The following is a 25,898-nucleotide window of genomic DNA, read 5'->3' on the forward strand; positions in this document are numbered from 1 at the left end:
GGAGAATCCGATGCGTGTGTGGTTTTTGAGTGCTGGCCTGGCCTTGATGTGCATGGCCCAGAACGCAGCGGCGGGTACAGTCCTGATCGTTGGCGATAGTATCAGCGCCGGTTTCGGACTGGATACCCGCTTGGGGTGGGTGTCGTTGCTCGAACAACGGCTCAAACAGGAGGGTTTCGACGATAAAGTGGTCAATGCCTCCATCAGTGGCGACACCAGTGCCGGAGGCCAGGCACGCCTGCCGACGCTGCTTGCAGAGCACAAACCCGAACTGGTGATCCTCGAACTGGGGGGCAACGACGGCCTGCGCGGAATGCCGCCCGCTCAATTGCAACAAAACCTTGCAGCGATGATCGACAGCTCCCGCGCCACTGGCGCCAAAGTGCTGCTGCTCGGCATGCAATTGCCGCCTAACTACGGCAAGCGCTACACCGACGCTTTCGCCGAGGTCTACGGCAAACTCGCCGACGAGAAAAAAATCCCGCTGGTACCATTTTTCCTCGACGGAATCGGCGGCCACGCGGACCTGATGCAGGCCGATGGCTTGCACCCGGCGGTCGGGGCTCAGGGCAAGTTGCTGGAAAATGTCTGGCCGACGCTAAAACCGCTGTTGTAAGGCTTTTCTACAGGCAGGCTTTCGGCTAATGTGGCGCCCCCTTATTTGGAGCCCCCAATGCCGCGTTCTGCCTGGTCCCTGTTTGCCTACCAACTGATCGAGCCTGACGAGCAGCTGGATCTGTTCGCCTGCCAGGAAGTGCGGGTGCATCTGGTGACGCGTCAGCTCGAACTCGGCGGCTCGGCGGACCGCACGCTGTGTGGCAGTCTGCTGCCGGCGCAGCCACGCTGGTCGAGCGTGGATCGGCGAGTGTTCCAGGATCAGCGTCTGTGCTCGTTGTGCCGGGCGATTCTGGAGTCGCAAAAACGCGGCACGTCACCGATCTGGCCTGAGTTGCGCTTCGAGCTCTAAAATCAAAAGATCGCAGCCTTCGGCAGCTCCTACAATTGGAATGCATTTCTCTGTAGGAGCTGCGGCACGCTGCGATCTTTTGCTAAAGGCACGGTCTATCGGCGTGTCTCCCCGAATGCTCAAGGTGCGGTGTACAATCGCGCTCTTATACCCTTGTTGATCATGCGAAGGATTTTCCGGATGTTGCCGCGCTTTCCTGCCGTCACCCGCTGCCTGTCACTTGCCGCCCTGTGTGTGGCCGGTCCCGTTGCTGCATTGGAGTTTCCCCTGCCACCACCCGGTGAAGACATCATCGGCCAGGTACAGGTGATCAAAGCCAAATACGAAGATACCTTCGCCGATCTGGGCACTGCCTACGATCTGGGTTATTCGGAAATGGTTGCGGCCAACCCGGGCGTCGATGCCTGGCTGCCGGGCGCCGGGACTGAAATCGTCCTGCCGACGCGTTTCATTCTGCCGCCGGGCCCGCGCGAAGGCATCGTGATCAACCTCGCCGAATATCGTCTCTACTACTACCCGAAAGGCCGGAACGTGGTTTACACCTTCCCGCTGGGTATCGGTCGTGAGGGTTGGGGCTCGCCAATCGCGCACACCACGATTACCGCGAAGACGCCGAACCCGACCTGGACGCCGCCGGCTTCGATCAAGGCCGAGCACGCCGCTGATGGCGATCCGTTGCCGAACGTGGTGCCAGCTGGCCCGGATAACCCGCTGGGACCGTTCAAGTTCACCTTGGGCACGCCGGGTTATCTGATTCATGGTTCGAACAAGAAGTTCGGCATCGGCATGCGCACCAGCCACGGCTGCTTCCGTATGTTCAACAACAACGTACTGGAAATGGCCGGCATGGTCCCGGTCGGTACCTCGGTACGCATCCTCAACGATGCCTACAAGTTCGGTCGCAGTGGCGGCAAGATCTATCTGGAAGCGCACACGCCGATCGACGACAAGGGCAACCCGTCGGTGGTCGACAAGCACACAGCAGTGATCAACGCGATGCTCAAGCGTGAAGACATCACCAACAACCTGCGGATGAACTGGGATGTGGTGCGTGATGTAGTGGCGGCCGAAGATGGTCTGCCAACCGAAATCGCTACGCCGAACACGTCGGCGCCGATTGTTTCGAGCGCGCCGATCGATCTGCAACAGTAAGGTCAGATCCAGAACCCGTCGATGCGTGATGCGTCGACGGGTTTTTTATTGCCCGGACAAAAGTGCGGGCAATAAAAAAGCCGACCCAAAAAATGGGTCGGCTTGATAACAATCCCGAGGGATTATTACTTGCGGCTAGCTTTGTCCAGCATACGCAGAGCGCGCTCGTTAGCTTCGTCAGCAGTCTGTTGTGCTTTTTGAGCAGCAGCCAGAGCTTCATCAGCTTTACGGTAAGCTTCGTCTGCACGAGCCTGGGAGCGAGCAGCTGCGTCTTCAGTAGCGGTCAGACGTGCTTCAGTTTCTTTCGATGCGCTGCTGCAACCGGTAGCCAGAACTGCGGCCAGAGCCAGAGCAGAGAATTTCAGAACGTTGTTCATCGTGTTCCCCTTCAAGGACTTTCAATTAAGTGGCTGTCTCCTCCGATTGAGGAAATAGCCGGCGTACATACTACCCATTACTTGTAGTAAGTAAACTGACGTAGCGCAAGAAGCAAAAAAAATTGTAGGCGCTGATTCTTTTTCGAGCAACTTTTTAACCGGCCTGTTAAAAAAATACTCCGCTGTGAGCCCCGAGCTGAGCGTGCCACGCGAGAAAAGTTCCCAGTGCCGACAATTGTTTTACAGGTCGGAATAAAGTCCGACTAGATGGATTCGTCTATACTTCTGTACCCATGTGTCGTCGCGTCCTGGCTATTCTTTGTCCATGTTGAGGTGACTTTAAAAAAGACGCTGCGTCTTAAGTCTCAACATCCGGCAATGTTCAGGTGAGCGGTTCGGGAAGATCTTTTTACCCGACCATCCCTGCGTCTATCGGAACCACCACCTGCGAACGAGCATGATGACGAGCGTACCTTGAGCATTTTCGCCAATGGTGCCTACTATTTAGCACGTGCTCGGTTACGCGAGATCGGTGTGTTCTTCTCGGTGTCCAGCAGGCACGGGGTGGCGTAGATGTTCCTTCGCCGGAAAAACATCGGTAAGGTAGGGGTCAGAATTCAAGACCCGCGAGGAGTAGTGATGAGCGAGGCGTTGTCCATCCACCATGACCAGGCTGGTCATCAGTTCGAGACCAATGTGGACGGTCATCGTGCCTACCTGACCTATATGGATCTGGGGAAACAGACTCTGGATATCTATCGCACGTTCGTGCCCAACGCACTGCGTGGTCGAGGCATCGCGGCAGCACTGACCGAAAGCGCGCTGCAATACGCCGAAGAAATGGGCTACACGGTGATTCCGTCGTGCTCCTACGTGGAGCGCTACATGGAGCGTCATCAGCGCCGCGCCGCGAAGATCTGAGCCATACGCCACACACAACAACGCCGGGCAATGCCCGGCGTTTTTTTATGCCTGCAAATCGCGTATCAGCTGCGCTGGCGCTTCGGCAGAACATCCTTGAGCTTGGCGTGCATGCTGCGCAGGGTGTTCTCGGTGGCGGACCAGTCGATGCAGGCATCGGTGATCGACACGCCGTATTGCAGATCGGCGAGGTCTTTCGGAATCGCCTGGCAGCCCCAGTTCAGGTGACTCTCGACCATCAGGCCGATGATCGACTGGTTGCCTTCGAGGATCTGGTTGGCGACGTTTTCCATCACCAGCGGTTGCAGGGCCGGGTCCTTGTTGGAGTTGGCGTGGCTGCAATCGACCATGATGTTCGGCTTGATCTTCGCCTTGTTCAGTGCCTGCTCGCAAAGGGCGACGCTGACCGAATCATAGTTCGGCTTGCCGTTGCCGCCGCGCAGCACGACGTGGCCGTAGGCGTTGCCTTTGGTGGTGACGATCGACACGCCACCTTCCTGGTTGATACCGAGGAAACGGTGCGGGCTGGAGACCGACTGCAAGGCGTTGATCGCCACAGTCAGGCCGCCGTCGGTGCCGTTCTTGAAGCCGACGGCCGAGGACAGGCCGGAAGCCATTTCACGGTGAGTCTGGGATTCGGTGGTGCGAGCGCCGATAGCCGACCAGCTGATCAGATCCTGCAGATACTGCGGAGAGATCGGGTCAAGGGCTTCGGTGGCGGTCGGCAGGCCTTTTTCGGCCAGATCCAGCAGCAACTGGCGACCGATGTGCAGACCGTCCTGAATCTTGAACGAGTCATCGAGGTACGGATCGTTGATCAGGCCTTTCCAGCCGACGGTGGTCCGTGGCTTCTCGAAATACACGCGCATGACCAGATACAGGGTGTCGGAGACTTCCTCCGCCAGCACCTTGAGGCGTTCGGCGTATTCGTGAGCAGCCTTGATGTCGTGGATCGAGCACGGGCCGATCACTACGAACAGACGGTGGTCGGTGCCATCAAGAATGTTGCGAATGACTTCGCGGCCCTTGGTGACGGTGCGCAGGGCAGCGTCGCTCACAGGGATATCACGCTTGAGCTGATCGGGAGTGATCAGGGTCTCGTTGGAGGCGACGTTTAGGTCGTTGATCGGTAAATCAGCCATCGTTTACTCGTCAGGTCACGGGTGCCGGCCGCCAGCGATCCCCGCGCGGCGGAGCACAGCAGATTTAAGCGCGTCGGGGAGCGGAACCTTAGCGCGTTAGGCGCCTGCTCGACAATGGGCAAGTAACTGTTTAGGGGCTTTGGCGCCGGTTAATCCAGCACCGGTTGCGCAAAAGCCTTGCGCATGGAGTCGTGGGAGAACTCGTCGGCGTGCTGCTCGACCCATTGCAGGGCCAGTGCCTGAATGTCCTGCAAGTCATCGTGCGCATCGTTGAGGCGACAAAAACGTTCGATCTGGCATACCTGTTCGCCCATGCGCGCACTGAACAGCGTCTGCTCATCGGTGAACGCGATCCCCACCAGATAACCTTTTTTACGGCGCAGACACCAGGCGACATAACCCGGATAACAGATGTCGGCATTGAGGGTCGGCATGCGCACTTGCAACGCGGTGCCGTGGCGCCAGGCGCGGTGGTAATTGCAAGCGATACCGCCGAGGCTGATAGTGTGCAGCTGTTGCCTGGAAATACACTCAGGTTTGAGTAACGTTAATTCGACGGGCACATCTTCCGGATGAGGAATAAAACGTCCCATGAGCACAGACTCCCTGTGTCGGCCATTTGACATTGTTTCCCCCAGTATAGTGGTCGAATCGGAACTGACCGACTTCGACGCCGATCAGCGACTACTGGCGATGAGCGGCATTTCGCTGGTGATTTTCACCAGTGTCGGCTGCTCCAGTTGCCGATTCGCCCGCGAGGTATTGCCGGGGTTCGCCCTGACAGTGGATCGGCTGTGCTGGATCGACGCCGGTAACAACGGTGGTCTGGTGGAGCGATATCAGGTCTTTCATTTGCCGGCGCTGTTTGTAGTGCGCGACGGCGAGTTCTTTGGTGCATTGCATACACGCCTGACGGCCGACGCGTTGAACGCGGCGCTGGCACAGGCGTTGGGGCGAATTGCAGAGGAGTTGCCATGATGGGAGCAGTCAACAAACCGGTGATCGGGATTATCGGCACCGGCGCAATCGGCGGGTTCTACGGCCTGATGCTGGCGCGGGCCGGATTCGATGTGCATTTTCTGTTGCGCAGCGAGTTTTCGGCAGTGGCCGAGCGCGGTCTGCAAGTGGACAGCGCGGTACACGGCAAGCTGACGCTTGATCCGGTGCAGGCTTATTCGTCAGCCGAAGATATGCCACCGTGCGATTGGCTGCTGATCGGCGCCAAGACCACCAGCAGCGCCGGTCTTGCGCCTGCGATCATTCAGGCGGCGAAGCCCGGAGCGAAAGTGCTGGTGCTGCAAAACGGTCTGGATGTCGAAGACAGCTTGCGTGAACTGCTCCCGGACTCCCTGCATCTGCTCGGTGGCCTGTGCCTGATCTGCGTGCACCGCGAAGGCCCGGGCCAGATTACCCATCAGGCGCTCGGAGCGGTAAACGTCGGTTACCACAGCGGCCCGGCAAGCGATGACGCTGCACGCATGGCGCTGGTCGAGGAGGGCGCCGGGTTGTTCCGCGCCGCCGGTCTCGATTCCCAGGCAATGCCCAATCTGCATCAGGCGCGCTGGCAGAAACTGGTCTGGAATATCCCTTACAACGGTCTCTCGGTGTTGCTCGGCGCGAGTACCACACCGCTGATGGCAGACGCTGACAGCCGCGCCTCGATTCAGGCGTTGATGGCCGAAGTGGTGCAGGGCGCCAAGGCCTGTGGTCATGACATGCCAGCGGGCTACGCTGAATATCTGTTCATGATGACCGAGAAAATGCCCGACTATTGGCCGAGCATGTATCACGATTTCCTGCATAAACGACCGCTGGAGCTGGAGGCGATTTACGCCCGGCCACTGGCGGCGGCCAAAGCGGCGGGCTGTGAGTTGCCGCGTATCGAAGCGTTGTATCGCAATCTGCGTTTTATCGACCGACGAAACACCTGAGCCGGTCGCTCCGGGGGGAAGGCATGGCAAAGAACATCGATGACAAACTGGTGCTGGCGATTTCGTCACGCGCCCTGTTCGACCTGAGCGAGAGTCACAAGGTTTACCTGTCGAGTGGCGTCGAAGCCTATCGGCAATATCAGATCGAGCACGAAGACGAGATTCTCGCGCCCGGCGATGCCTTCCCGCTGGTGGAAAAACTCCTGAGCCTGAACAGCCGCCTCGGGCGTGCGCGGGTCGAGGTGATCCTGGTCTCGCGCAACAGCGCCGACACTGGCCTGCGCGTATTCAACTCGATCCACCATTACGGTCTGGCGATTTCCCGTGCGGCGTTTGTCGGCGGGCGCAGTCCTTATCCGTATCTGAAAGCTTTTGGTTGCGATCTGTTTTTGTCGACCCATGCCGAAGATGTGCGCGCCGCGCTGGATGCCGGATTTGCTGCCGCAACGATTTTGTCCGGTGGCGCCAGCCGTGCTGCCAGCGACGAACTGCGCATCGCCTTCGACGGTGACGCGGTGATTTTTTCCGATGAGTCGGAGCGCGTTTATCAGTCCGGCGGGCTGGAAGCGTTCCAGGCCAAGGAGCGCGAATCGGCCCGCGAGCCGTTACGCGGTGGGCCGTTCAAGGGCTTCCTCGCCGCACTCAATCTGCTGCAACGCGAGTTTCCCGACGACGATTGCCCGATCCGCACCGCATTGGTGACCGCGCGTTCGGCGCCGGCCCATGAGCGAGTGATCCGCACGTTGCGCGAGTGGGACATCCGTCTCGACGAATCGCTGTTCCTCGGCGGGCTGACCAAATCGGCGTTTCTCGAAGCGTTTGCCGCCGATGTGTTTTTCGATGATCAGGCCGGTCACTGCGAGCTTGCCCGCGAGGTGGTTGCCACCGGTCATGTGCCTCACGGCATCAGCAACGAGCCGTCGGTCTAAAGCCCCGTGGTTCAAGACGTTGCGTCACACGTCGTACTCGCCAAGGCACTGCTAAGCTGAATCAAATCTCCGCCATGTTGGCACGCGAGGAGGTCATATGATTCGTTCGATGCTGTATGCCACTGACCTCGGTCTGTACGCACCGTTAGTGATGCAGCATGCCCTCGCTTTGGCGCGCACATTCAATGCCGATCTGTATGTGGTGCATGCGGTGGAACCGATGGGGCTGTTTGCCGAATCGGTGTTGCAGAGTTATCTCGACGAGGAGGCATTGAACGAATTCCAGAGCGAAGGTCTGAAAACTGTCATCGCCAATATCGAGCAGCGGGTGCTCGACAGTTTTCGTGAAGAGCTGGGGGAGGAGGGCGAGCAGGAACTGCAGCGGATTCGCGCCGTGCGCGTGCTGCAGGGTGACCCGTCGGAAGTGATTCTCGAACAGGTGCAGAAACTCTCGGTGGATCTATTGATTGTCGGCAGTCACAGCCACGGCGTCGGTGCGGAAACCCCGTTGGGGCGCACGGCGGCGCGGGTCCTGCAATTGTCCAAGGTGCCGGTTTATCTGGTGCCGCTGGTGGGGCGTCGGCGTCGGGAGGATCGCTGAGGCAAAATAATGGCATTCTGATAAAAAAGTTCTAGATTTATTCTTCAAACCATTAATATAGTTATATACCGTCGCTGATGCCCGTGGCGTCTACCTGCTTTGAGGGATTCATATGAAGCTTCAACAATTGCGCTACATCTGGGAAGTGGCGCACCACGACCTCAACGTTTCCGCTACAGCCCAAAGCCTTTACACCTCGCAACCGGGTATCAGTAAGCAAATCCGTCTGCTGGAAGACGAACTTGGCGTTGAAGTGTTTGCCCGCAGCGGCAAGCACCTGACCCGCGTAACTCCGGCCGGCGAGCGCATCATCACCACCGCTGGTGAGATTCTGCGCAAGGTCGAAAGCATCAAACAGATCGCCCAGGAATTCTCCAACGAGAAGAAAGGCACGCTGTCGATTGCCACCACCCACACCCAGGCACGTTATGCGCTGCCGCCGGTGATCAGCAACTTCATCAAGCAATACCCGGACGTGGCGCTGCACATGCACCAGGGTTCGCCGATGCAGATCGCCGAAATGGCCGCTGACGGCACCGTCGATTTCGCCATCGCCACCGAAGCGCTGGAGCTGTTCGGTGATCTGGTGATGATGCCGTGCTATCGCTGGAACCGCTGCGTGGTTGTGCCGCAGGGTCACCCGCTGACCAAGTTGCCGAAGCTGACCCTCGAAGCGCTGGCCGAATACCCGATCGTGACTTACGTGTTCGGTTTCACCGGTCGTTCGAAACTCGACGAAGCGTTCAGCCATCGCGGTCTGACGCCGAAAGTGGTGTTCACCGCCGCCGACGCCGACGTGATCAAAACCTACGTGCGTCTGGGTCTGGGCGTCGGCATCGTGGCGAAAATGGCCGTCGATACCAAACTTGATAGCGACCTGGTGGTGCTGGATGCCAGCGAGTTGTTCGAGTCGAGCATCACCAAGATCGGTTTCCGTCGCGGCACCTTCCTGCGTGGTTTCATGTGCGACTTCATCGAGAAGTTTGCCCCGCACCTGACCCGCGAAGTGATGGCCAAAGCCATCCAGTGCCACAACAAGCAGGAACTGGAAGAGCTGTTCGACGGCGTCGAACTGCCGGTACATTAATTCCCCGCGTTAAAGCACCTCGGTGACAGCGAACTGTTGCCGGGTGCCCGCTACCAGAATCTCCACCTCATCACCTTCGAACTTGCCCATCAGGCTTTTGCCCAGCGGCGAGCGCGGGGTGATGACGGTAATCGGCTGACCCACCACATCGATTTTCAGGCCCGCCGCATCCGGCGCCAGAAACAGCCATTGCTCACGACCGTTTTCATCTTCCAGGCCCAGCAGGGCGCCGATTTCGATTCCACGATTTTCATCGTAGGCACGCAGCACCAGGTTCTGGCACAGCACCAGTGACTGACGGATTTCCTCGACCCTTTTCGCCTGACCGGCCGCCAGATACGACGCCTCTAGCCCGAGCGTGTCGTACTTGTTTTCGGCGATGTTCTCTTCGTGGGTCGCGGTTTCGTAGGCGGTTTGCGCAGCGCGCTCGGCGATGTCGAGATCAATGCGCAGCTTGTCGAGAATCAACTGGTGAACGTGTTGTTTATTCATGATCAATCGCAGAATTGCAGGACGTTGGCGCGGCTCTTTTCGCTAGGAGCGGTCTGATCCTGTTGCAGCCAGAACTGGCATTTCGGGTTCGCCTGATTGCGGCTGCTGCTGCGCGCCTGATCCATGCGTACCTGTTGCTCGTTCTTGCGCAGGTTCTCTTCATATTGTTGGAACAGCGGACTCTGCGGCGGAATGTCCGGCTGTACCTGGACGGCTGCCGGCGGGGTGGCGAGTTGTTGAACCGCCTGAGCGACCGGCGCCAGTTGTTCCTTGAACAGAAAATGTGAAAGCAGCCAGCACGTCAGCGCGATAGCCAAAAAGCCTACCCACAGACCCAGGGCAATACTGCCGGTCAATTGCAGAGCGCTAAGCTGAACAGGCAAGGGGCGACGCGTGTTGGGACGGTAGGGCATGACTGCCTCCTGGCGGATGATTGCGGGCAAGTGGCGATTGTCGCACGAAGATTAATCGCCGTCGGCTCTTCTGCATTAGGTCATTTATGCGGACAATCGGTGCTTTTGCCAACGGGGGAGTCTTGAATGTCGCAACTGAAAACCCGCTGGGATATTTTCTGCACGGTGGTCGACAACTTTGGCGACATCGGCGTGACCTGGCGTCTGGCTCGACAACTGGCTGCCGAGCATGGACTGGCGGTGCGGTTGTGGGTCGATGATCTGCGAGCGTTTGAGCGGATCTGCCCTGAAATCGATATCCATGCCGAACAGCAATGGCAGCAGGGTGTGGAGGTGCGGCACTGGCCGGCCGAATGGCCATCGACGGAGGCTGCCGACGTGGTGATCGCCGCGTTCGCCTGCCAATTGCCGAGCGCCTATATGGACGCCATGGCCGAGCGGGAAAGGCCGCCGCTGTGGATGAACCTCGATTACCTCAGCGCCGAAGACTGGGTGGTTGGTTGTCACGGTCTGCCGTCGGTGAAGTACAAATCGGTGCAGAAGTTTTTCTTCTTTCCCGGGTTCCAGCCAGGCACGGGTGGTCTTCTGCGCGAAAGCGGTTTGCTTGAACAGCGTCGGCAGTTTCAGCAGGAACCGGCTGCGCAACGACAATTCCTGCAAGCGCTGGGTGTTGAGCGCGCAGCCAATGCGTTACTGATTTCTTTGTTCGCTTACGAAAATGCCGGGCTCGCCAGTTGGCTGGGTGTGCTGTCCGCCGATAACACGCCGACCCATCTGCTGGTGCCGGAAGGGCGGATTCTCGGTGATGTCGCACGCTGGCTCGGGGTTGAATCGCTGGCGGTCGGCGATCTGCATGTGCGTCAGGCGCTGACCGTGCAGGTATTGCCGTTCGTTCGTCAGGATCAATACGACCGATTGCTCTGGTGCTGCGATTTCAATGCGGTGCGTGGTGAGGACTCGTTTGTCCGGGCGCAATGGGCGGCACGGCCGATGCTCTGGCACATTTACCAGCAGGACGAAGACATCCATCTGGACAAGCTCGACGCGTTTCTGAGTCTCTACACAAAGGGCCTTTCGGCACCGGCGGCCGAAGCGATGAATGGTCTTTGGCGGGCGTGGAGTGCCGGGCAACCAATCGGCGAGCACTGGCTAGAGGTGCGCGCGCATTGGCCGGAACTGCAAAAAAACGCTGAGCAATGGTCTCTGGAACAGGCCTTGCAAGCCGATCTTGCCGCAGCGCTGGTACAGTTTTACCTAAATTGGATATGATACGCGGCCTAGATTTTTGTAAATCCCATCCAAATTCGGATATTCGCAATGAAAACTGGTAAAGAACTGAAACCCGGTACCGTGATCCGTCTCGAAAACGATCCTTGGCTGGTTCAGAAAGCTGAATTCACCAAATCGGGCCGTAACAGCGCGATCATGAAGACCAAGCTGAAAAACCTGCTGACCGGTTACAAGACCGAGATCGTTTACAGCGCCGACGACAAGATCGATGACGTGATCCTCGACCGCAAAGAAGCGACCCTGTCCTTCATCAGCGGCGACACCTACACGTTCATGGATACCACTGACTACACCATGTACGAGCTGAACGCTGAAGACATCGAAGCTGTTCTGCCTTTCGTTGAAGAAGGCATGACCGATATCTGCGAAGCGATCTTCTTCGAAGAGCGTCTGGTTTCCGTAGAACTGCCGACCACCATCGTGCGCGTAGTTGACTACACCGAAGGTTCGGCTCGCGGCGACACTTCCGGCAAAGTAATGAAGCCAGCCAAGCTGAGCAACGGTACTGAGCTGCAAGTTGCTGACTTCATCGAAATCGGTGACAAGATCGAAATCGACACCCGCGAAGGCGGTTCCTACAAAGGCCGTGCCAAATAAGCACTGCTTTTTGCGGAAAGAAAAAGCCCGACCATTGAGTCGGGCTTTTTTGTGCCTGCCATAAAGCGTTTACCCCTGTGGGAGCGAGCCTGCTCGCGATGGCGTTGGATCAGTCAATGAAAAGACTGACCGGACTGACGCCTTCGCGAGCAGGCTCGCTCCTACAGTTGTTTTGCGTTTATCTCAAACGGTGACGTGCAAGCGTACATCGACATTGCCGCGAGTGGCGTTGGAGTACGGGCAGACCTGGTGTGCGGCTTCGACCAGGCTTTGTGCGTCAGCTTGTTCCAGACCCGGGAGGCTGATGTGCAGGTCGATGTCCAGACCGAAACCACCGGGAATCTGGCCAATGCCGACATGCGCGGTGATCGACGCATCGTTCGGGATGCTGCGTTTGGTCTGGCTGGCAACGAATTTCAGCGCGCCAATGAAGCAGGCCGAGTAACCGGCTGCGAACAGCTGCTCAGGGTTGGTGGCTGCACCGCCGGCACCGCCGAGTTCTTTCGGGGTGGCGAGTTTTACGTCGAGCACGTTGTCGCTGGAAATCGCACGACCGTCACGGCCGCCAGTGGAGGTTGCGATTGCGGTGTAGAGAGTTTGCATGATGTGAGCCTCGTCGGGTGTGTGTTGTTGCGCTAATTGTTTGCGCGCTAAGTAAGTGCGAGGTGAATGTATCGCGCTAATGTTTAGTGCGCAATGTAATTTTTTGAATAAAACCAGCTCCTGCGACGAATCAGGTCGATTTCACATGCGCAAAGCGCCGATCTAGAGGGTTTTTAGGGGGTATAGCCGGCTGTGAAAAAATTTCATGTCGGGCGTGTATTGGGCCGCGATGACGAACCTTGTGGGAGCCGGGCTTGCCCGCGATGGCGGTGTGTCAGCCCAATGGATGTCGGTTGACAGGACGCTATCGCGGGCAAGCCCGGCTCCCACAGGATTTGTGTTTCAGTCAGAATTGGTCAAATCAGGCTGTTTTGCAGATGGCTGCGCAGGGCCTGCAACTCTGATTGCAGGTGTTGCAGTCGCTCCAGCGAGAAGCCGCTGGCGCCGAGGATGCACGGTGGAACCGTTTTCGCTTGTTCGCGTAAAGCGCGGCCTTGTGCCGTCAACTCGACAATCACCACCCGTTCATCCTCGCGACTACGAGTACGGTTTAGTAAACCTTCACCTTCCAGACGCTTGAGCAGTGGCGTCAACGATCCCGGATCAGTCAGTAGCCTCGCGCTGATTTCTCCCACGGTCAGTCCGTCCTTCTCCCACAGCACCATCATCGCCAGATACTGCGGATAGGTCAGGCCAAGCGCTTGCAGCAATGGCTTGTAGACCTTGGTCATCATCAGCGAAGTGGAATGCAGGGCGAAGCAGGCCTGATTATCCAGTAGCAGTTCTTCGCAGACAGCGGAGTTGTCGTGTTCGGTGGTCATGTCGGAGCCTTGATCGGTGATGGCCATGAATCTAGCGCTCAAATCTTTAATGCGCCAGATAATTCTCCAGCGCTAGTGACGGCCCAGCTCTCGCTGCAACGCCAGATCCCACGGCGGCACCGGACTGAACCGAGTCTTCAGGTATTCCAGCAGCAAGCGGCTGCGCGAGTGCGTTTGTTGTTCCATGCGCAGCGCATAAATGCAGGTGGTTTCCGGTTTCGGCAGACCGTTTTCGCAGAACAGCGGCAACAGTTCGCCGCGCAACAGGTATTCACTGGCCAGCCAGGTTGGCAGATGCGCGATACCCAACCCGGCCAGCGCACCGCAAACCAGTGCCTCGGCATTGTTGGCGCTCATGCGGATGCGGGCGGGGCGATGCAATTGCATCTGCCCTTCCTGCTCGAAGCGCCAGGCGAAGGGCGGGGCGAGGCCTTCCCAGTCGAGGCCGTCATGTTTACTCAGTTGCGCAGGTTCGTTGGGCGCCCCCCGGCGCTTGAGATAGTCGGGGCTGGCGCAGGCGATTCGCACCATGCTTGCCAGCGGCGTGGCGACCAAACGGGTATCGGCCAGTTGCCCGGCGCGCAGTACCAGATCGACCTTGCCCAGATTCGAGCCGTGCATGTCGACGAAGCTGTCGATCAGATGCAACTGCACATCCAGCCCCGGATACAGCACCAGAAAGTCAGCGATCACCGGGGCCAGATGTCGCCGACCGAATGCGGCCGGTGCATCCACGCGAATAAGACCTTCCGGCGCACTGCTCAACGACACCGCTTCGGCCCGGGCCAGTTGCAGTTCGGCGACGATTCGCCGGGCACGTTCGGCAAACGCCAGACCTGCCGGCGTGGCGCGCACCGCGTGGGTACTGCGCACAAACAATTGGCTGCCGACGGCGCTTTCCAGGCTGTCTATTCTTCGGGCGACGGCCGAGGGTGTCAGCGGATGCCGGCGCGAGACCGCGGAGAAGCTGCCGCTTTCCAGCACATCGAGAAACAGTCCGAACTGGTCGGTCAACTGATTGGGATTCATAGCGATTTCAATGCTTGTGCGAAGTTGGCATAGCCATTGTGCGTTGCTGTGCGTTTCCCCGCCAGCGGCGACTGCGTAGGATGAATCGCCTGAAAAGAGAGGATGTCGTTGTGATCGAGTTTTTGTTGTACCTGCTGTTTGGCGCCGCCCTCGGCACGCTAGGGGGAATCTTCGGTATCGGTGGCGGCTTGATCGCCATCCCGTTGCTGGGCGTGTGGTGCGGGCTCGATCAGCAGATCGCCCAAGGCACGGCGTTGGTGATGGTGGTGCCGAACGTGATGCTCGCACTCTGGCGTTATCACCAGCGCAATCGCATCGAATTGCGTCATGCGCTGCCATTGGCGCTGATGGGTTTCTGTTTTGCGTGGATCGGTTCGATCTGGGCGGTGGGCATCGATGCGCAAACCATGCGCATCGGTTTTGTCGCGTTTCTTGTGGTGCTGTCGGTTTACAACCTGGTGCGCATGTTCGGTGCTCAATCGTCAGGGACGTCCGAGATGCGTTATTCCTGGCCTTGGCTGGGTGTGCTGGGCGCGGCGTCCGGCACCATGGGCGGTTTGTTCGGGGTTGGCGGCGCAGTGGTGGCGACGCCCGTGTTGACCAGTCTGTTCGGGACCACGCAAGTGGTTGCCCAAGGCCTGTCGCTGGCGCTGGCATTGCCCAGCACCGGCGTCACGCTGGTGACCTACGCGGCGCATCAGGAGGTGAACTGGATGATCGGTTTGCCGCTGGCAATCGGTGGTCTGGCGAGCATCAGTTGGGGAGTGAAGATCGCCCACGCCATGCCGGAAAAGCTTCTGCGTGGGCTGTTCTGCGGTTTTCTGGTGCTGTGTGCGGTGATGCTCGCTTTTAAAGTTTGAAGCCTTCGACGATGTGCTCGGCCAGGCACTCGGTGATCGGCGAGGGATTGTTGAGGTTGCGGATCAGCATGATGCTGGCCTCCGGCAACAGCGGCAGGTCTTCGGCGGCGCCGAGAATGCGCATGTCCGGGGTGATCAGGCTTTCCAGTTGCGCCGTGATCGCCAGACCGGCGCTGACCACCGCCATCAGCGCCGACAAACTGGTGCTGTTGTAGGCGATGCGGTAATCGCGGCCCATCGCGTCCAGCGCATTGCAGGCCCACAAGCGGCAGAAACAGTCACTGTTGAACATCGCCAAGGGCAGCGGCGTCTGTTCGTGGGCACTGAAATTTTGCGCTTCGGCCCAGACAAATCGTTCCTTGCGCAGCAGTTGGCCGATCTCGTTGCCCGGCTCGCGGGTGACGATCGACAAATCCAGATCTGTACGTTGCAGCAACTGCTTGGTGGATTCGCAATGCACTTCAATCTGGATCAGCGGATAAAACTGGGCGAAGCGCGACAGAATCCCCGGCAGAAAACGCATCACGTAATCGTCCGGCGTGCCGATCCGTACGGTGCCGACCATGTGCGGTTCGCGCAGCGTGTTGAACACTTCGCTGTGCAATTTCAGGATGCGCCGCGCATACCCCAGCAGCACCTGGCCTTCGGCGGTCAGCCGAACCTGACGGCCATCGCGCTCGAATAACTGGCGCTGCAACACGTCCTCTTCCAGACGCTTCATTTGCATGCTCACCGCAGATTGCGTGCGGTTGACCATCTCGCCGGCGCGGGTGAATCCACCCTGGTCGGCTATCGCGACGAAGGTGCGCAGGACATCGGTATCGATACTCGGGTAGGCCGACAATTGATGAATCTCCGTGATGCATGCCATCAGAAACATTCGTTGGATTGATCTTAGCGCCGGAGCGAGACTTGAGCCATCCACAAGGAGGGCAAGACGATGAAAGGTCAAAGAGAGTATGTAAGCGAAGATAAAGTGTCGGGTCACGGGCATATCGTTTCCGATCTGCTGCACAAGTTTAGCCGCTGGTACGAACTTCACCGCGAACGCGAGTTGCTCGCCAGCCTCAGCGACGAAGCGCTGAAGGACATCGGCGTCAGCCGTGCCGATGTTGAACATGAGTCGGTAAGGCCGTTCTGGGACGATCCGATCCATAAATGATCAGGGCATTACTACACAAACCACTTTCAGGTGAGGTAAGTTGCGAGCAGACAAGGAGATGCTCATGCCCGCAACAGTATCCTTTTCCCTCAAACAGGCTCGACGTCTGGCGCTGGCTGCCCAAGGGTTCAACGGGCGCCAGCCGCCGACCGTCAAGGCGCCACACCTCAACCGGCTGATCGAACGGCTGGGCCTGCTGCAAATCGACTCCGTCAACGCCGTGGTGCGCTCGCACTACCTGCCGCTGTTTTCCCGTCTCGGTTGCTATTCCTCTGATTTGCTCGACCAGGCTGCCTGGAGTTCCGGGCGACGTCGCACGTTGTTTGAGTATTGGGGGCATGAAGCTTCGTTGTTGCCGTTGGCGATGTATCCGCTGATGGGCTGGCGCATGCAAAGGGCCAGGCAAGGCGACGACATCTATCAGCAGTTGGCAAAGTTCGGACGCGAGCAGCAAGACACGGTTCGCCGGGTGCTGGCGGCGGTCGAAGAGCGTGGCGCGCTCGGTGCTGGCAGTTTGTCGACCCGTCAGGAGAAAGCCGGACAGTGGTGGGACTGGAGCGCGGAAAAGCATGCGCTGGAATGGTTGTTCGCTGCCGGTGAAGTGACGGTGGCCGGGCGTCGCGGTTTCGAGCGTTTGTATGATTTGCCGGAGCGGGTGATCCCGGCGACGATCTTGCAACAACCGTTGCCCGACGAATCCGAGGCCCTGCGTGGGCTATTACTGCATGCGGCTCAGGCGCTGGGCGTCGGCACGGAAAAAGACCTGCGTGATTACTTTCGATTGAATCCAGCCGATGCTCGCCCGCGTTTGGCGGAGCTGGTTGAGGATGGCCAATTGCAGACCTGCGAGGTTGCCGACTGGCGCCAGATCGCCTACTGCCTGCCGGAGCCGAAAGTCCCGCGCAAGGTTGCTGCGAGTGCGCTGTTGTCGCCGTTCGACTCGTTGATCTGGGAGCGTAGCCGCACTGAGCGGTTGTTCGATTTTAGATATCGGCTGGAAATCTATACACCGCAGGACAAGCGCGTTTACGGCTATTACGTATTGCCGTTTTTGCACAATGAGCGGATTGCTGCGCGGGTTGATCTGCGCGCCGAACGGGCGTCTGGACGACTGGCAGTGCATGCGGTGCACGAAGAGGAACCGGGGCTGGATGAGGAAGGGATGTTGGCGCTGGCGCTGAATCTGCGGCGGATGGCCGATTGGTTGGGGCTGGAGCGAGTGCAGCTTAATTGTCAGCGGGAGAGTGCTGGCCGATTGAGGGTGGCATTGGCTCAGGTCGGTGGTGACTGAGCCGACGCCATCGCTAGCAGGCTAGCTCCCACAGAGGATCTGTGCAGTACACAAACCCCTGTGGGAGCTAGCCTGCTAGCGATTATGAGCAACGCGACTTAGCGGCGCACTTGCTTCAGTGTTTCAGCAATCAAAAACGCCAGTTCCAGCGACTGATCGGCATTCATCCGTGGATCGCAGTGGGTGTGATACCGATCCGACAAACCATCCTCGGTAATCGGTCGCGCACCGCCGATGCACTCGGTGACGTTCTGCCCGGTCATCTCGATGTGGATACCACCGGCATAAGTGCCTTCCGCTTCATGCACCTGGAAGAACTGCTTCACTTCACCAAGGATCTGCGCGAAGTCGCGGGTCTTGTAACCGCTGCTGGCCTTGATGGTGTTGCCGTGCATCGGGTCGGAACTCCACAGCACTTGCTTGCCTTCACGCTGCACCGCGCGGATCAGCGCTGGCAGATGATCGCCCACCTTGTTCGCGCCCATGCGTGCGATCAGGTTCAGCCGGCCGGGATCGTTGTCCGGGTTGAGCACATCGATCAGACGAATCAGGTCGTCGGGGTTCATGCTCGGGCCGACTTTGACGCCAATCGGGTTGTTCACGCCGCGCAGAAACTCGACGTGGGCACCGTCGAGCTGACGGGTGCGGTCGCCGATCCACAGCATGTGCGCCGAGCAATCGTAGTAATCGTTGGTCAGGCTGTCGCGACGCACGAAGGCTTCTTCGTAGTTCAGCAGCAGCGCTTCGTGGGCGGTGAAGAAACTGGTTTCGCGCAGTTGCGGCGAAGTGTCCATGCCGCAGGCACGCATGAACGCCAGGGTTTCATCGATGCGGTCGGCGAGGTGGCTGTACTTCTCGGCCAGCGCCGAGTTGGCGATGAAGTCCAGGTTCCACTTGTGCACCTGATGCAGATCGGCAAAGCCGCCCTGGGCGAAAGCGCGCAGCAGGTTCAGGGTGGCGGTGGACTGGTGATAGGACTGCAACAGGCGTTCCGGGTCCGGTACGCGGCTCTTTTCGTCGAAACCAATGCCGTTGACGATGTCGCCACGGTAGGCGGGCAGGGTCACGCCGTCGATGGTTTCGTCATTCGAGGAGCGAGGTTTGGCGAACTGGCCGGCCATGCGCCCGACCTTGACCACCGGGCAACCGGCAGCGAAGGTCATGACGATCGCCATTTGCAGCAACACTTTGAAGGTGTCGCGGATCTTCGCGGCGGAGAACTCGGCGAAGCTTTCCGCGCAGTCGCCACCTTGCAGCAGGAAGGCGCGGCCCTGGGTCACTTCGGCAAACTGGCGACGCAATTCCCGGGCTTCACCGGCAAACACCAGTGGCGGGTAACTGGCCAGCGTCTGCTCGACCTGACGCACATGTGCGGCGTCGGGATATTGCGGTTGTTGCTGGATCGGCAGGGCGCGCCAGCTATCAGGGCTCCAGGGTTGGCTCATCACGGTCTCTAGTGTTTTACGCACGGAGTCTCATGGTATCAGCAATTAGTGCGTGACCTGTTCCTGCACCTTCGTCGACAATCGCCGCTTTGCCACGGCGCCAGAGGTGCCATCGCGTCACCGCGCCCGGTGACCATCAGGAGACGAAATGACTGAGGAGCGCGTCGAGCATCTGCTCGCCGAAGTACAGGATGAGTTCGGCGTGATTCGCGTGCTGGAAGTGGCTGATTACCGCTTTCTGGAATTCGGCGATGCCATCGAGCAGAGTTGCGTGTTCACTGCCGACCCGAGTTGGCTGGAGTACGACTACACCCGGGCGATGCTGATTGGCGCGTTGTGCCACGAACACCCGGAAAGCGCGCTGTTTCTCGGTCTCGGCGCCGGCACGTTGACTCAGGCCTGCCTCAAGTTCCTGCCGCTGGAGGATGTCGAAGCCATCGAGCTGCGCCCGGATGTACCGCGCCTGGCCATTGAATATCTTGGGCTGGATGACGATCCCCGCCTGTATATCCGTGTCGGCGATGCGATTGAATTGCTGCCGACTGCCGAACCGGCGGATCTGATCTTCGTCGACCTGTATACCGATGTCGGCCCGGGTGTCGGGCATCTGGCCTGGAGCTTTCTTGGTGATTGTCAGAAACGTCTGAATCCGGGCGGCTGGCTGGTGATCAATCAGTGGGCTACCGACGACGGTAAACCGCTCGGCGCGGCGCTGCTGCGTGGGCTTTATCACCGGCATTACTGGGAACTGCCGGTGAAGGAGGGCAATGTGATTCTGCTGGTGCCGGCGGATCTCGATCAGGCGCTGGACATGCAGGCGCTGACGGAAAAGGCCGAAGCGCTGGCGCCGCAGTTGGGGTATTCGTTGCAGTCGTTGATCAAGGCGATTCGCCCGGCGACTTGAGTCGTCAGTGATGGCCTCTTCGCCAGCAGGCTGGCTCCCACCTCCCCTGTGGGAGCTAGCCTGCTAGCGATGACAACCTGCCAGCCTCCGATTTTTCATATCCCTTTGAAAACCCCGGGCCGCCGCTCAACCAGCGACCGCACACCCTCTTTGGCATCCTCACTGGCCAGCAATTTCTTCACCAGCACCGGCAACCCCTGCGCCGCCGCAGTCTCGCCTTCATAACGCGCCTGTCGCGCCGACATCAACGTGGCCTGCACTCCCAGCGGTGCCTGCCGCGCAATCCGTTCAGCCAGTTCAACCGCCCGTGGCAGCAGGTCTTCACTGGCCATCACTTCCTGGACGAGCCCCAGACGCAGCGCATCATGCGCATCAAACTCATCCCCGGTCAGCAGCCAGCGCATGGCATTGCCCCAACCGGCAACCTGATGAAAGCGTAAAGTCGCGCCACCAAAAGGAAAGATCCCACGCTGCACTTCCATTTGCGCAAAGCGGGTATTGCTCGCGCAGAGATTAATGTCAGCAGCCAGCATCAGCTCGATGCCAATAGTCAGGCAGTAACCCTGCGCCGCGACGATCACCGGTTTGCTGACTCGTGGTCCGACGAAAACACCCCAGGGGTCGCAACCGCCGGTCGGAACCTGCCAGCCCTGAGCGAGTGCCGAGCTGGCGTTAACCAGATCCAGCCCGGCGGTGAAATGCTCGCCATGACCGAACACCACTGCCACCCGCGCTTCACTGTCTGCCTCGAACTCGCCGTAGGCCAGGCTGAGGTCATTGAGCAGGTCGAGGTCGAAGGCGTTGCGCTTGGCTACCCGGTCCAGACCGATCAACAGCACATGCCCGCGATGCTCGCGAGTGACACGGCTGGGGCAGGGGATAGCGTCAGGCTGACTCATGGGTGTTTCCTCGAACAGGAAAGGACGGTGCAGCGACCACATGCCGCACATGAGTGAATCGTTTTAGCGCCATCGCCAGCAGGGCCGGGCCCTTGCAAAATAGACCTTCGCACGATTATCCGCAAAGGCCCGTGACACAGCGGTGACAACCGCTCTGTGGCGATAAAAAAAGCTCCCTTTTTGGGCAAATTCCGGTATAGTGCGCGCCGGCCTTTAACAGGGCCGCGTTAAGGTAGCGCAATTCCCCGAAGTCAGCTTCGGCTGCACGTCCGCACTGCGGGCTCTTCCAAGACGATTCTTTTTCATTCATTCGTTTTCGCAAATCCCCGCCGACAAAGCTGCCAGGGCGACTCTTGAGTCTCAACACGGCACGCGCAGCTTTGGAGCATGGGTCTTTGCGGATGCACTTAGAGGCAGACCCATGACCCAGGAAACCGGCGGCTTCGCCGCTTTTAATCTTAATCCGAATATTCTTGCAGCCGTCGCAGCGACTGGCTACGAAGAGCCTTCGGCTATTCAGCAGCAATCGATCCCGATCATCATGGCCGGCCAGGACATGATCGGTCAGGCGCAAACCGGTACGGGTAAAACCGCTGCGTTCGCCCTGCCGATCCTGCACCGCATCGATCCTGCTAAGCGCGAACCGCAAGCCCTGATCCTGGCGCCAACCCGTGAGTTGGCGCTGCAAGTAGCAACCGCTTTCGAAACCTACGCCAAGCAAATGCCAGGCGTTACTGTTGTGGCCGTTTACGGCGGCGCGCCTATGGGCCCGCAACTGAAAGCAATCCGTAATGGCGCACAGATCGTTGTCGCCACTCCGGGCCGTCTGTGCGACCACCTGCGTCGTGACGAAAAAGTCCTGTCGACCGTGAACCACCTGGTTCTCGACGAAGCGGACGAAATGCTCAAACTGGGCTTCATGGACGACCTGGAAGTTATCTTCAAGGCCCTCCCTGCAACCCGTCAGACTGTTTTGTTCTCGGCTACCCTGCCGCAGTCGATCCGTGCCATTGCCGAACGCCATCTGCGCGATCCGCAACACGTGAAGATCCAGACCAAGACTCAGACCGTTACCGCGATCGAACAGGCTCACCTGTTGGTTCACGCTGACCAGAAGACTTCGGCCGTTCTCAGCTTGCTGGAAGTGGAAGATTTCGACGCTCTGATCATGTTCGTACGTACCAAGCAAGCGACCCTGGATCTGGCAAGCGCCCTCGACGCAAAAGGCTACAAAGCCGCTGCGCTGAACGGTGACATCGCCCAGAACCAGCGTGAGCGCGTCATCGAGTCGCTGAAAGATGGCCGTCTGGACATCGTTGTAGCGACCGACGTTGCTGCTCGTGGTCTCGACGTACCGCGTATCACCCACGTATTCAACGTGGACATGCCTTACGATCCTGAGTCCTACGTTCACCGTATCGGCCGTACCGGCCGTGCTGGTCGCGAAGGTCGTGCACTGCTGCTGGTAACTCCTCGTGAGCGCCGCATGCTGCAAGTGATCGAGCGTGTAACCGGTCAGAAAGTTGCCGAAGTACGTCTGCCGGACGCTCAGGCTGTTCTCGATGCCCGCATCAAGAAACTGACCAACAGCCTGTCGCCGCTGGTTGCTGATGCCGAGTCGACTCACGGTGATCTGCTGGATCGTCTGACCGCTGATATCGGTTGCACCCCGCGTGCCCTGGCTGCAGCTCTGCTGCGCAAGGCTACCAACGGTCAAGCGCTGACACTGGCCGCTATCGAGAAAGAACGTCCACTGGTGCCGAACAACGCACCGCGTGGCGATCGTCCAGAGCGTACCGGTGACCGTCCTGATCGTGGTGACCGCGAGCGTCGCGCGCCAATGCCTTTGGGCGAAGGCCGTGCTCGTTGCCGTACCGCGCTGGGTGCGCGTGACGGTATCGCTGCAAAAAACCTGCTGGGCGCCATCCTCAATGAAGGTGGTCTGGCCCGTGAAGCGATCGGTCGCATCCAGGTGCGTGACAGCTTCAGCCTCGTTGAGCTGCCGGAAGATGGTCTGGACAAACTCCTGACCAAACTGAAGGACACTCGCGTTGCTGGCAAGCAGTTGAAGCTGCGTCGCTATCGCGAAGATTGATCCGCCCTTGGGCTGATTGATCGAACATAAAAAATCCCCGACTGGTTCGGGGATTTTTTTTGCCTGCTATTCAGGGTCATGCAGAACCCTGTGGGAGCTAGCCTGCTAGCGATTACATCAGCCGAAGCGATAGATATCCATACCCAGCGCGCCCATTGTGAAACCCTGATGCGCAACACTGAACTCGCCCCCGGCGCCTCGCGCAAAATACAGTGGCAACAGATGTTCATCACTCGGATGGCTGCGCACCGCGTTCGGAGCCTGCTGGCGGTAGTCGTGCAGCGCCGCCTCATCGTTGGCGGCGAGCTTGTCGATCATCCAGTCACGGAAGTCTCTGGCCCATGGCTCGACGCTTTCCGGGCCAGCGTGCCAGTCCAGCTCACGCAGGTTGTGGGTGATGCTGCCGGAGCCGATCAACAGAACCCCCTGCTCACGCAGGCCTGCCAGTGCTTTCCCGACACGGGTTTGCAGTGCCGGGCCACCACGGCTGGGCAGTGAAACCTGCACCACCGGAATATCGGCCTGCGGGTACATCAACGACAGTGGCACCCAGACGCCGTGATCAAACGGCCGTTGCGGATCAAGGCGTGCAGGTAGATTGTTGGCAGTCAACAAGGCCGCGACTTCGTTGGCCAGTTGCGGATTTCCCGGCGCCGGGTATTGCACTTCAAACAGTGCGCGGGGGAAGCCGCCGAAGTCGTGCCAGGTTTCTGGCTGCGGATTGCTGCTGACCAGCAGCTCCTGGCTTTCCCAGTGTGCGGACACAATCACGATGGCTTTTGGCCGCGGCAGCTCGGCAGCCAATCGCGCGAGGGCCGGACCACTGGCCCCGGGCTCAAGCGCCAGCATCGGTGAGCCATGAGAGATATACAGGCTGGGAAACATGGAAAGGCTCCTGAGCGGTAAGATGACCTCATCTTCAGGCAGATCATTGATCTAAATCTAATATAAGTTTTAGCGCTTTTTAATCGAATTTTTGGGAGTTAGACATGCAGCCCGAGTTTTGGCACAAGAAGTGGGCTTCGAACCAGATCGGCTTCCATCTGCCGGAGGTGAACCCTTATCTGCAGCGGCATTGGGCATCTCTGGCGCTTGCTGCGCAGACCCGTGTGCTGGTGCCGTTGTGTGGCAAGAGTCTGGATTTGCGCTGGCTGGCGCAGCAAGGGCATGAGGTGCTGGGCGTCGAGTTGTCGGAGCAGGCTGTGGAAGATTTCTTTCGCGAGCAGCAACTGGAACCGCAAATCATCGAGGAGGGCGCGTTCAAGGTATATCGCGCCCACTCGATCGAGTTGTGGGTCGGTGATTTTTTTGCGCTGACGGCAGCGGATGTCGCGGATTGTGCTGCGCTGTATGACCGCGCTGCGCTGATCGCTTTGCCACCGCCGATGCGCGAGCGTTATGCGGCGCATCTGCAGAAAATCCTGCCGACGGATTTTTGCGGTCTGCTGATTACCCTGGATTACGATCAGACGCAGATGCCGGGGCCGCCGTTTGCGGTGGGTGATGGGGATGTTCAGCAACTGCTGAGCGGCGCCTGGCAGGTGCAGATGCTCGAAGAGCAGGATGTGTTGGGCGAGAGCTGGAAGTTCTTGCAGGCGGGCGTGACGCGGCTGGAGGAGCGGGTTTATCGGGTTTCTGGCCGGTAGAATTTTTCCCGCAATGCAGGCCTCATCGCTGGCAGGCCAGCTCCCACAGTGATTTTTGGTGTGCTGGAGATTGAAAGAACATCCCGGAACCCTGTGGGAGCTGGCTTGCCAGCGATGGGGCCAGCAAGATCACCCCATAAATCAAGCAAACAAAAAAAGGCCCGCATCACTGCGGGCCTTTTGTTTACTGCATCGGACGGATCAACCGCGACGACGCAAAGCGTCAATACGCTCTTCCAGCGGCGGGTGGCTCATGAACATGCGAGCGAACCCTTGTTTGATGCCGCCGTTGATACCGAAGGCGTTCAGGGTGTCCGGCATATGCACCGGGAGGCCCTGTTCGGCGCGCAAGCGTTGCAGTGCGCCGATCATCGCGGCGGTGCCGGCCAGGCGAGCACCGGCTTCGTCTGCACGGAATTCGCGTTTGCGCGAGAACCACATGACGATCGAGCTGGCGAGGATGCCCAGTACCAGTTCGGCGAAGATGGTCGCCACGTAGTAAGCGATGCCCTGGCCTTCTTCGTTCTTGAAGATCACTTTGTCGACAAAATTGCCGATGATCCGCGCAAAGAACATCACGAAGGTGTTCACCACGCCCTGGATCAGTGCCAGGGTGACCATGTCGCCGTTGGCAACGTGGCCGATTTCGTGGGCAAGAACCGCCTTCACTTCATCCGGCGAGAACCGTTCCAGCAAACCCTGGCTGACCGCGACCAGTGCGTCGTTCTTGTTCCAGCCGGTGGCGAAGGCGTTTGCCTCGTAGGCCGGGAAAATACCGACTTCGGGCATCTTGATCCCGGCTTCGCGGGACAGTTGCTCGACGGTTTGCAGCAGCCATTGCTCATGCCGGGTACGTGGCTGGCTGATGATCTGGGTGCTGGTGCTCATCTTCGCCATCCACTTGGAGATGAACAGCGAGAACAGCGAACCGGCGAAACCAAAGACCGCACAGAAAACCAGCAGCTGACTAAGGTTGAGATCAACCCCGTTGGCCGCCATGAACCCGTTGAAGCCGAACAGGCTCAGGGTGATGCTGGCTATCAGCACGACCGCCAGGTTAGTGGCCAAAAACAGCAGGATGCGCATCATGGTTGTAGAAATCTCCTCAAGCTAAAGATGTAGCGTACTGCGGGGTATATAAGGTGCTGCACCGGGCTATTCAACTGAGTGACTATTTCAAACTGTGTCCTACAGCAGATTCCTCGGTATTTGCGCCTGTTCCCCCGGCCGAAACTGCAACAGAC

The 25,898-nt window shown here is 59.0% G+C and carries 30 protein-coding genes; 17 read left to right on the forward strand and 13 right to left on the reverse strand.

Annotated elements, in window-relative coordinates; genetic code table 11:
- Positions 1-10: 10 nt before the first annotated feature.
- From ACTWLJ_RS15875 to ACTWLJ_RS15885, 3 genes are all read left to right on the forward strand, one after another.
- Positions 11-616, forward strand: a complete 606-nt coding sequence (locus tag ACTWLJ_RS15875) for an arylesterase (RefSeq protein WP_445177512.1) — start codon at positions 11-13, stop codon at positions 614-616.
- Between the two features lie 57 nt (positions 617-673).
- Entirely contained in the window at positions 674-967 is a 294-nt protein-coding gene (locus ACTWLJ_RS15880; protein WP_007955656.1) for a hypothetical protein, read from the forward strand.
- A gap of 180 nt (positions 968-1,147) precedes the next feature.
- Complete coding sequence (locus ACTWLJ_RS15885) at positions 1,148-2,119, forward strand: L,D-transpeptidase family protein (protein ID WP_445177513.1); 972 nt, start codon at positions 1,148-1,150, stop codon at positions 2,117-2,119.
- Positions 2,120-2,244: 125 nt separating this feature from the next.
- Here the strand turns inward: ACTWLJ_RS15885 and oprI are convergent, their stop codons facing one another.
- Positions 2,245-2,496: an outer membrane lipoprotei OprI gene (gene oprI / locus ACTWLJ_RS15890; RefSeq protein ID WP_003199355.1), complete on the reverse strand. Its 252-nt coding sequence runs from the start codon at positions 2,494-2,496 to the stop codon at positions 2,245-2,247.
- Positions 2,497-3,135: 639 nt separating this feature from the next.
- On the opposite strand from oprI, the gene ACTWLJ_RS15895 reads away from it, so the two are divergent.
- Positions 3,136-3,417, forward strand: coding sequence for a GNAT family N-acetyltransferase (locus ACTWLJ_RS15895; protein WP_003226804.1), 282 nt, complete (start codon positions 3,136-3,138; stop codon positions 3,415-3,417).
- Between the two features lie 65 nt (positions 3,418-3,482).
- On the opposite strand, the gene ACTWLJ_RS15900 is transcribed toward ACTWLJ_RS15895, so the two are convergent.
- Positions 3,483-4,559, reverse strand: coding sequence for a 3-deoxy-7-phosphoheptulonate synthase (locus ACTWLJ_RS15900; RefSeq protein WP_401213492.1), 1,077 nt, complete (start codon positions 4,557-4,559; stop codon positions 3,483-3,485).
- 149 nt (positions 4,560-4,708) lie between these two features.
- Positions 4,709-5,152 (reverse strand): PilZ domain-containing protein, encoded by a 444-nt coding sequence (locus ACTWLJ_RS15905; protein WP_401213489.1) that lies wholly within the window; start codon positions 5,150-5,152, stop codon positions 4,709-4,711.
- Here ACTWLJ_RS15905 and ACTWLJ_RS15910 point away from each other — a divergent pair.
- From ACTWLJ_RS15910 to cysB, 5 genes are all read left to right on the forward strand, one after another.
- Positions 5,151-5,537, forward strand: coding sequence for a thioredoxin family protein (locus tag ACTWLJ_RS15910; RefSeq protein ID WP_401213486.1), 387 nt, complete (start codon positions 5,151-5,153; stop codon positions 5,535-5,537). The genes ACTWLJ_RS15905 and ACTWLJ_RS15910 overlap by 2 nt on opposite strands.
- A complete protein-coding gene (locus tag ACTWLJ_RS15915) occupies positions 5,534-6,490 on the forward strand; it encodes a putative 2-dehydropantoate 2-reductase (RefSeq protein ID WP_445177514.1) in 957 nt (318 codons plus the stop codon). Before ACTWLJ_RS15910 ends, ACTWLJ_RS15915 begins: the two co-directional genes overlap by 4 nt.
- A gap of 23 nt (positions 6,491-6,513) precedes the next feature.
- The gene (locus tag ACTWLJ_RS15920) at positions 6,514-7,419 is read left to right on the forward strand and encodes a 5'-nucleotidase (RefSeq protein WP_122844743.1); all 906 of its coding nucleotides are present in this window, start codon (positions 6,514-6,516) and stop codon (positions 7,417-7,419) included.
- 97 nt (positions 7,420-7,516) lie between these two features.
- Positions 7,517-8,020, forward strand: a complete 504-nt coding sequence (locus ACTWLJ_RS15925) for a universal stress protein (RefSeq protein ID WP_401213477.1) — start codon at positions 7,517-7,519, stop codon at positions 8,018-8,020.
- Between the two features lie 112 nt (positions 8,021-8,132).
- The gene (gene cysB / locus ACTWLJ_RS15930; protein ID WP_008079948.1) at positions 8,133-9,107 is read left to right on the forward strand and encodes an HTH-type transcriptional regulator CysB; all 975 of its coding nucleotides are present in this window, start codon (positions 8,133-8,135) and stop codon (positions 9,105-9,107) included.
- Between the two features lie 9 nt (positions 9,108-9,116).
- Here the strand turns inward: cysB and ACTWLJ_RS15935 are convergent, their stop codons facing one another.
- Together ACTWLJ_RS15935 and ACTWLJ_RS15940 are read right to left on the reverse strand one after the other, a co-directional pair.
- Positions 9,117-9,599: a GreA/GreB family elongation factor gene (locus ACTWLJ_RS15935; protein WP_445177515.1), complete on the reverse strand. Its 483-nt coding sequence runs from the start codon at positions 9,597-9,599 to the stop codon at positions 9,117-9,119.
- A 2-nt stretch (positions 9,600-9,601) separates the two neighbouring features.
- The gene (locus tag ACTWLJ_RS15940) at positions 9,602-10,012 is read right to left on the reverse strand and encodes a hypothetical protein (protein WP_445177516.1); all 411 of its coding nucleotides are present in this window, start codon (positions 10,010-10,012) and stop codon (positions 9,602-9,604) included.
- Between the two features lie 126 nt (positions 10,013-10,138).
- On the opposite strand from ACTWLJ_RS15940, the gene earP reads away from it, so the two are divergent.
- Together earP and ACTWLJ_RS15950 are read left to right on the forward strand one after the other, a co-directional pair.
- Positions 10,139-11,281, forward strand: a complete 1,143-nt coding sequence (gene earP / locus ACTWLJ_RS15945) for an elongation factor P maturation arginine rhamnosyltransferase EarP (protein ID WP_445177517.1) — start codon at positions 10,139-10,141, stop codon at positions 11,279-11,281.
- Positions 11,282-11,329: 48 nt separating this feature from the next.
- The gene (locus ACTWLJ_RS15950; RefSeq protein WP_445177518.1) at positions 11,330-11,899 is read left to right on the forward strand and encodes an elongation factor P; all 570 of its coding nucleotides are present in this window, start codon (positions 11,330-11,332) and stop codon (positions 11,897-11,899) included.
- A 183-nt stretch (positions 11,900-12,082) separates the two neighbouring features.
- Here the strand turns inward: ACTWLJ_RS15950 and ACTWLJ_RS15955 are convergent, their stop codons facing one another.
- From ACTWLJ_RS15955 to ACTWLJ_RS15965, 3 genes are all read right to left on the reverse strand, one after another.
- Positions 12,083-12,502 carry an organic hydroperoxide resistance protein gene (locus tag ACTWLJ_RS15955; RefSeq protein WP_401213466.1) on the reverse strand — a complete coding sequence of 140 codons (420 nt, stop codon included), beginning with the start codon at positions 12,500-12,502 and terminating at the stop codon, positions 12,083-12,085.
- Between the two features lie 356 nt (positions 12,503-12,858).
- Positions 12,859-13,350: a MarR family winged helix-turn-helix transcriptional regulator gene (locus tag ACTWLJ_RS15960; protein ID WP_445177519.1), complete on the reverse strand. Its 492-nt coding sequence runs from the start codon at positions 13,348-13,350 to the stop codon at positions 12,859-12,861.
- 45 nt (positions 13,351-13,395) lie between these two features.
- Positions 13,396-14,352 (reverse strand): LysR family transcriptional regulator, encoded by a 957-nt coding sequence (locus ACTWLJ_RS15965; RefSeq protein ID WP_445177520.1) that lies wholly within the window; start codon positions 14,350-14,352, stop codon positions 13,396-13,398.
- A 110-nt stretch (positions 14,353-14,462) separates the two neighbouring features.
- Here ACTWLJ_RS15965 and ACTWLJ_RS15970 point away from each other — a divergent pair, with 110 nt between their 5' ends.
- Entirely contained in the window at positions 14,463-15,212 is a 750-nt protein-coding gene (locus ACTWLJ_RS15970; protein ID WP_445177521.1) for a sulfite exporter TauE/SafE family protein, read from the forward strand.
- Here ACTWLJ_RS15970 and ACTWLJ_RS15975 read toward each other — a convergent pair.
- Positions 15,202-16,056 (reverse strand): LysR substrate-binding domain-containing protein, encoded by an 855-nt coding sequence (locus ACTWLJ_RS15975; RefSeq protein ID WP_026000633.1) that lies wholly within the window; start codon positions 16,054-16,056, stop codon positions 15,202-15,204. The two genes, ACTWLJ_RS15970 and ACTWLJ_RS15975, sit on opposite strands and share 11 nt — an antisense overlap.
- 96 nt (positions 16,057-16,152) lie before the next feature.
- On the opposite strand from ACTWLJ_RS15975, the gene ACTWLJ_RS15980 reads away from it, so the two are divergent.
- Both ACTWLJ_RS15980 and ACTWLJ_RS15985 read left to right on the forward strand, forming a co-directional pair.
- On the forward strand, positions 16,153-16,374 hold the full coding sequence (locus tag ACTWLJ_RS15980) for a DUF1127 domain-containing protein (RefSeq protein WP_445177522.1): 222 nt from the start codon (positions 16,153-16,155) through the stop codon (positions 16,372-16,374).
- Positions 16,375-16,438: 64 nt separating this feature from the next.
- On the forward strand, positions 16,439-17,665 hold the full coding sequence (locus tag ACTWLJ_RS15985; RefSeq protein ID WP_445177523.1) for a winged helix-turn-helix domain-containing protein: 1,227 nt from the start codon (positions 16,439-16,441) through the stop codon (positions 17,663-17,665).
- A 98-nt stretch (positions 17,666-17,763) separates the two neighbouring features.
- Here the strand turns inward: ACTWLJ_RS15985 and ACTWLJ_RS15990 are convergent, their stop codons facing one another.
- A complete protein-coding gene (locus tag ACTWLJ_RS15990) occupies positions 17,764-19,110 on the reverse strand; it encodes a class II 3-deoxy-7-phosphoheptulonate synthase (protein WP_401213451.1) in 1,347 nt (448 codons plus the stop codon).
- A 148-nt stretch (positions 19,111-19,258) separates the two neighbouring features.
- On the opposite strand from ACTWLJ_RS15990, the gene ACTWLJ_RS15995 reads away from it, so the two are divergent.
- Positions 19,259-20,014, forward strand: a complete 756-nt coding sequence (locus tag ACTWLJ_RS15995; protein WP_401213449.1) for a spermidine synthase — start codon at positions 19,259-19,261, stop codon at positions 20,012-20,014.
- A gap of 95 nt (positions 20,015-20,109) precedes the next feature.
- Here the strand turns inward: ACTWLJ_RS15995 and ACTWLJ_RS16000 are convergent, their stop codons facing one another.
- Positions 20,110-20,913: a crotonase/enoyl-CoA hydratase family protein gene (locus tag ACTWLJ_RS16000; RefSeq protein ID WP_445177524.1), complete on the reverse strand. Its 804-nt coding sequence runs from the start codon at positions 20,911-20,913 to the stop codon at positions 20,110-20,112.
- Positions 20,914-21,334: 421 nt separating this feature from the next.
- Between ACTWLJ_RS16000 and ACTWLJ_RS16005 the strand changes: the two genes are divergently transcribed.
- Positions 21,335-23,008 (forward strand): DEAD/DEAH box helicase, encoded by a 1,674-nt coding sequence (locus ACTWLJ_RS16005; protein ID WP_401213498.1) that lies wholly within the window; start codon positions 21,335-21,337, stop codon positions 23,006-23,008.
- A 117-nt stretch (positions 23,009-23,125) separates the two neighbouring features.
- Here the strand turns inward: ACTWLJ_RS16005 and ACTWLJ_RS16010 are convergent, their stop codons facing one another.
- The gene (locus ACTWLJ_RS16010) at positions 23,126-23,893 is read right to left on the reverse strand and encodes a DODA-type extradiol aromatic ring-opening family dioxygenase (RefSeq protein ID WP_445177525.1); all 768 of its coding nucleotides are present in this window, start codon (positions 23,891-23,893) and stop codon (positions 23,126-23,128) included.
- A 104-nt stretch (positions 23,894-23,997) separates the two neighbouring features.
- Here ACTWLJ_RS16010 and ACTWLJ_RS16015 point away from each other — a divergent pair, with 104 nt between their 5' ends.
- Positions 23,998-24,654, forward strand: coding sequence for a thiopurine S-methyltransferase (locus ACTWLJ_RS16015; RefSeq protein WP_445177526.1), 657 nt, complete (start codon positions 23,998-24,000; stop codon positions 24,652-24,654).
- 201 nt (positions 24,655-24,855) lie between these two features.
- Here ACTWLJ_RS16015 and htpX read toward each other — a convergent pair whose 3' ends face one another.
- On the reverse strand, positions 24,856-25,743 hold the full coding sequence (htpX, locus tag ACTWLJ_RS16020) for a protease HtpX (RefSeq protein WP_401213439.1): 888 nt from the start codon (positions 25,741-25,743) through the stop codon (positions 24,856-24,858).
- Positions 25,744-25,898 lie beyond the last annotated feature (155 nt).

It is taken from the genome of Pseudomonas sp. McL0111 (genome assembly GCF_052567255.1).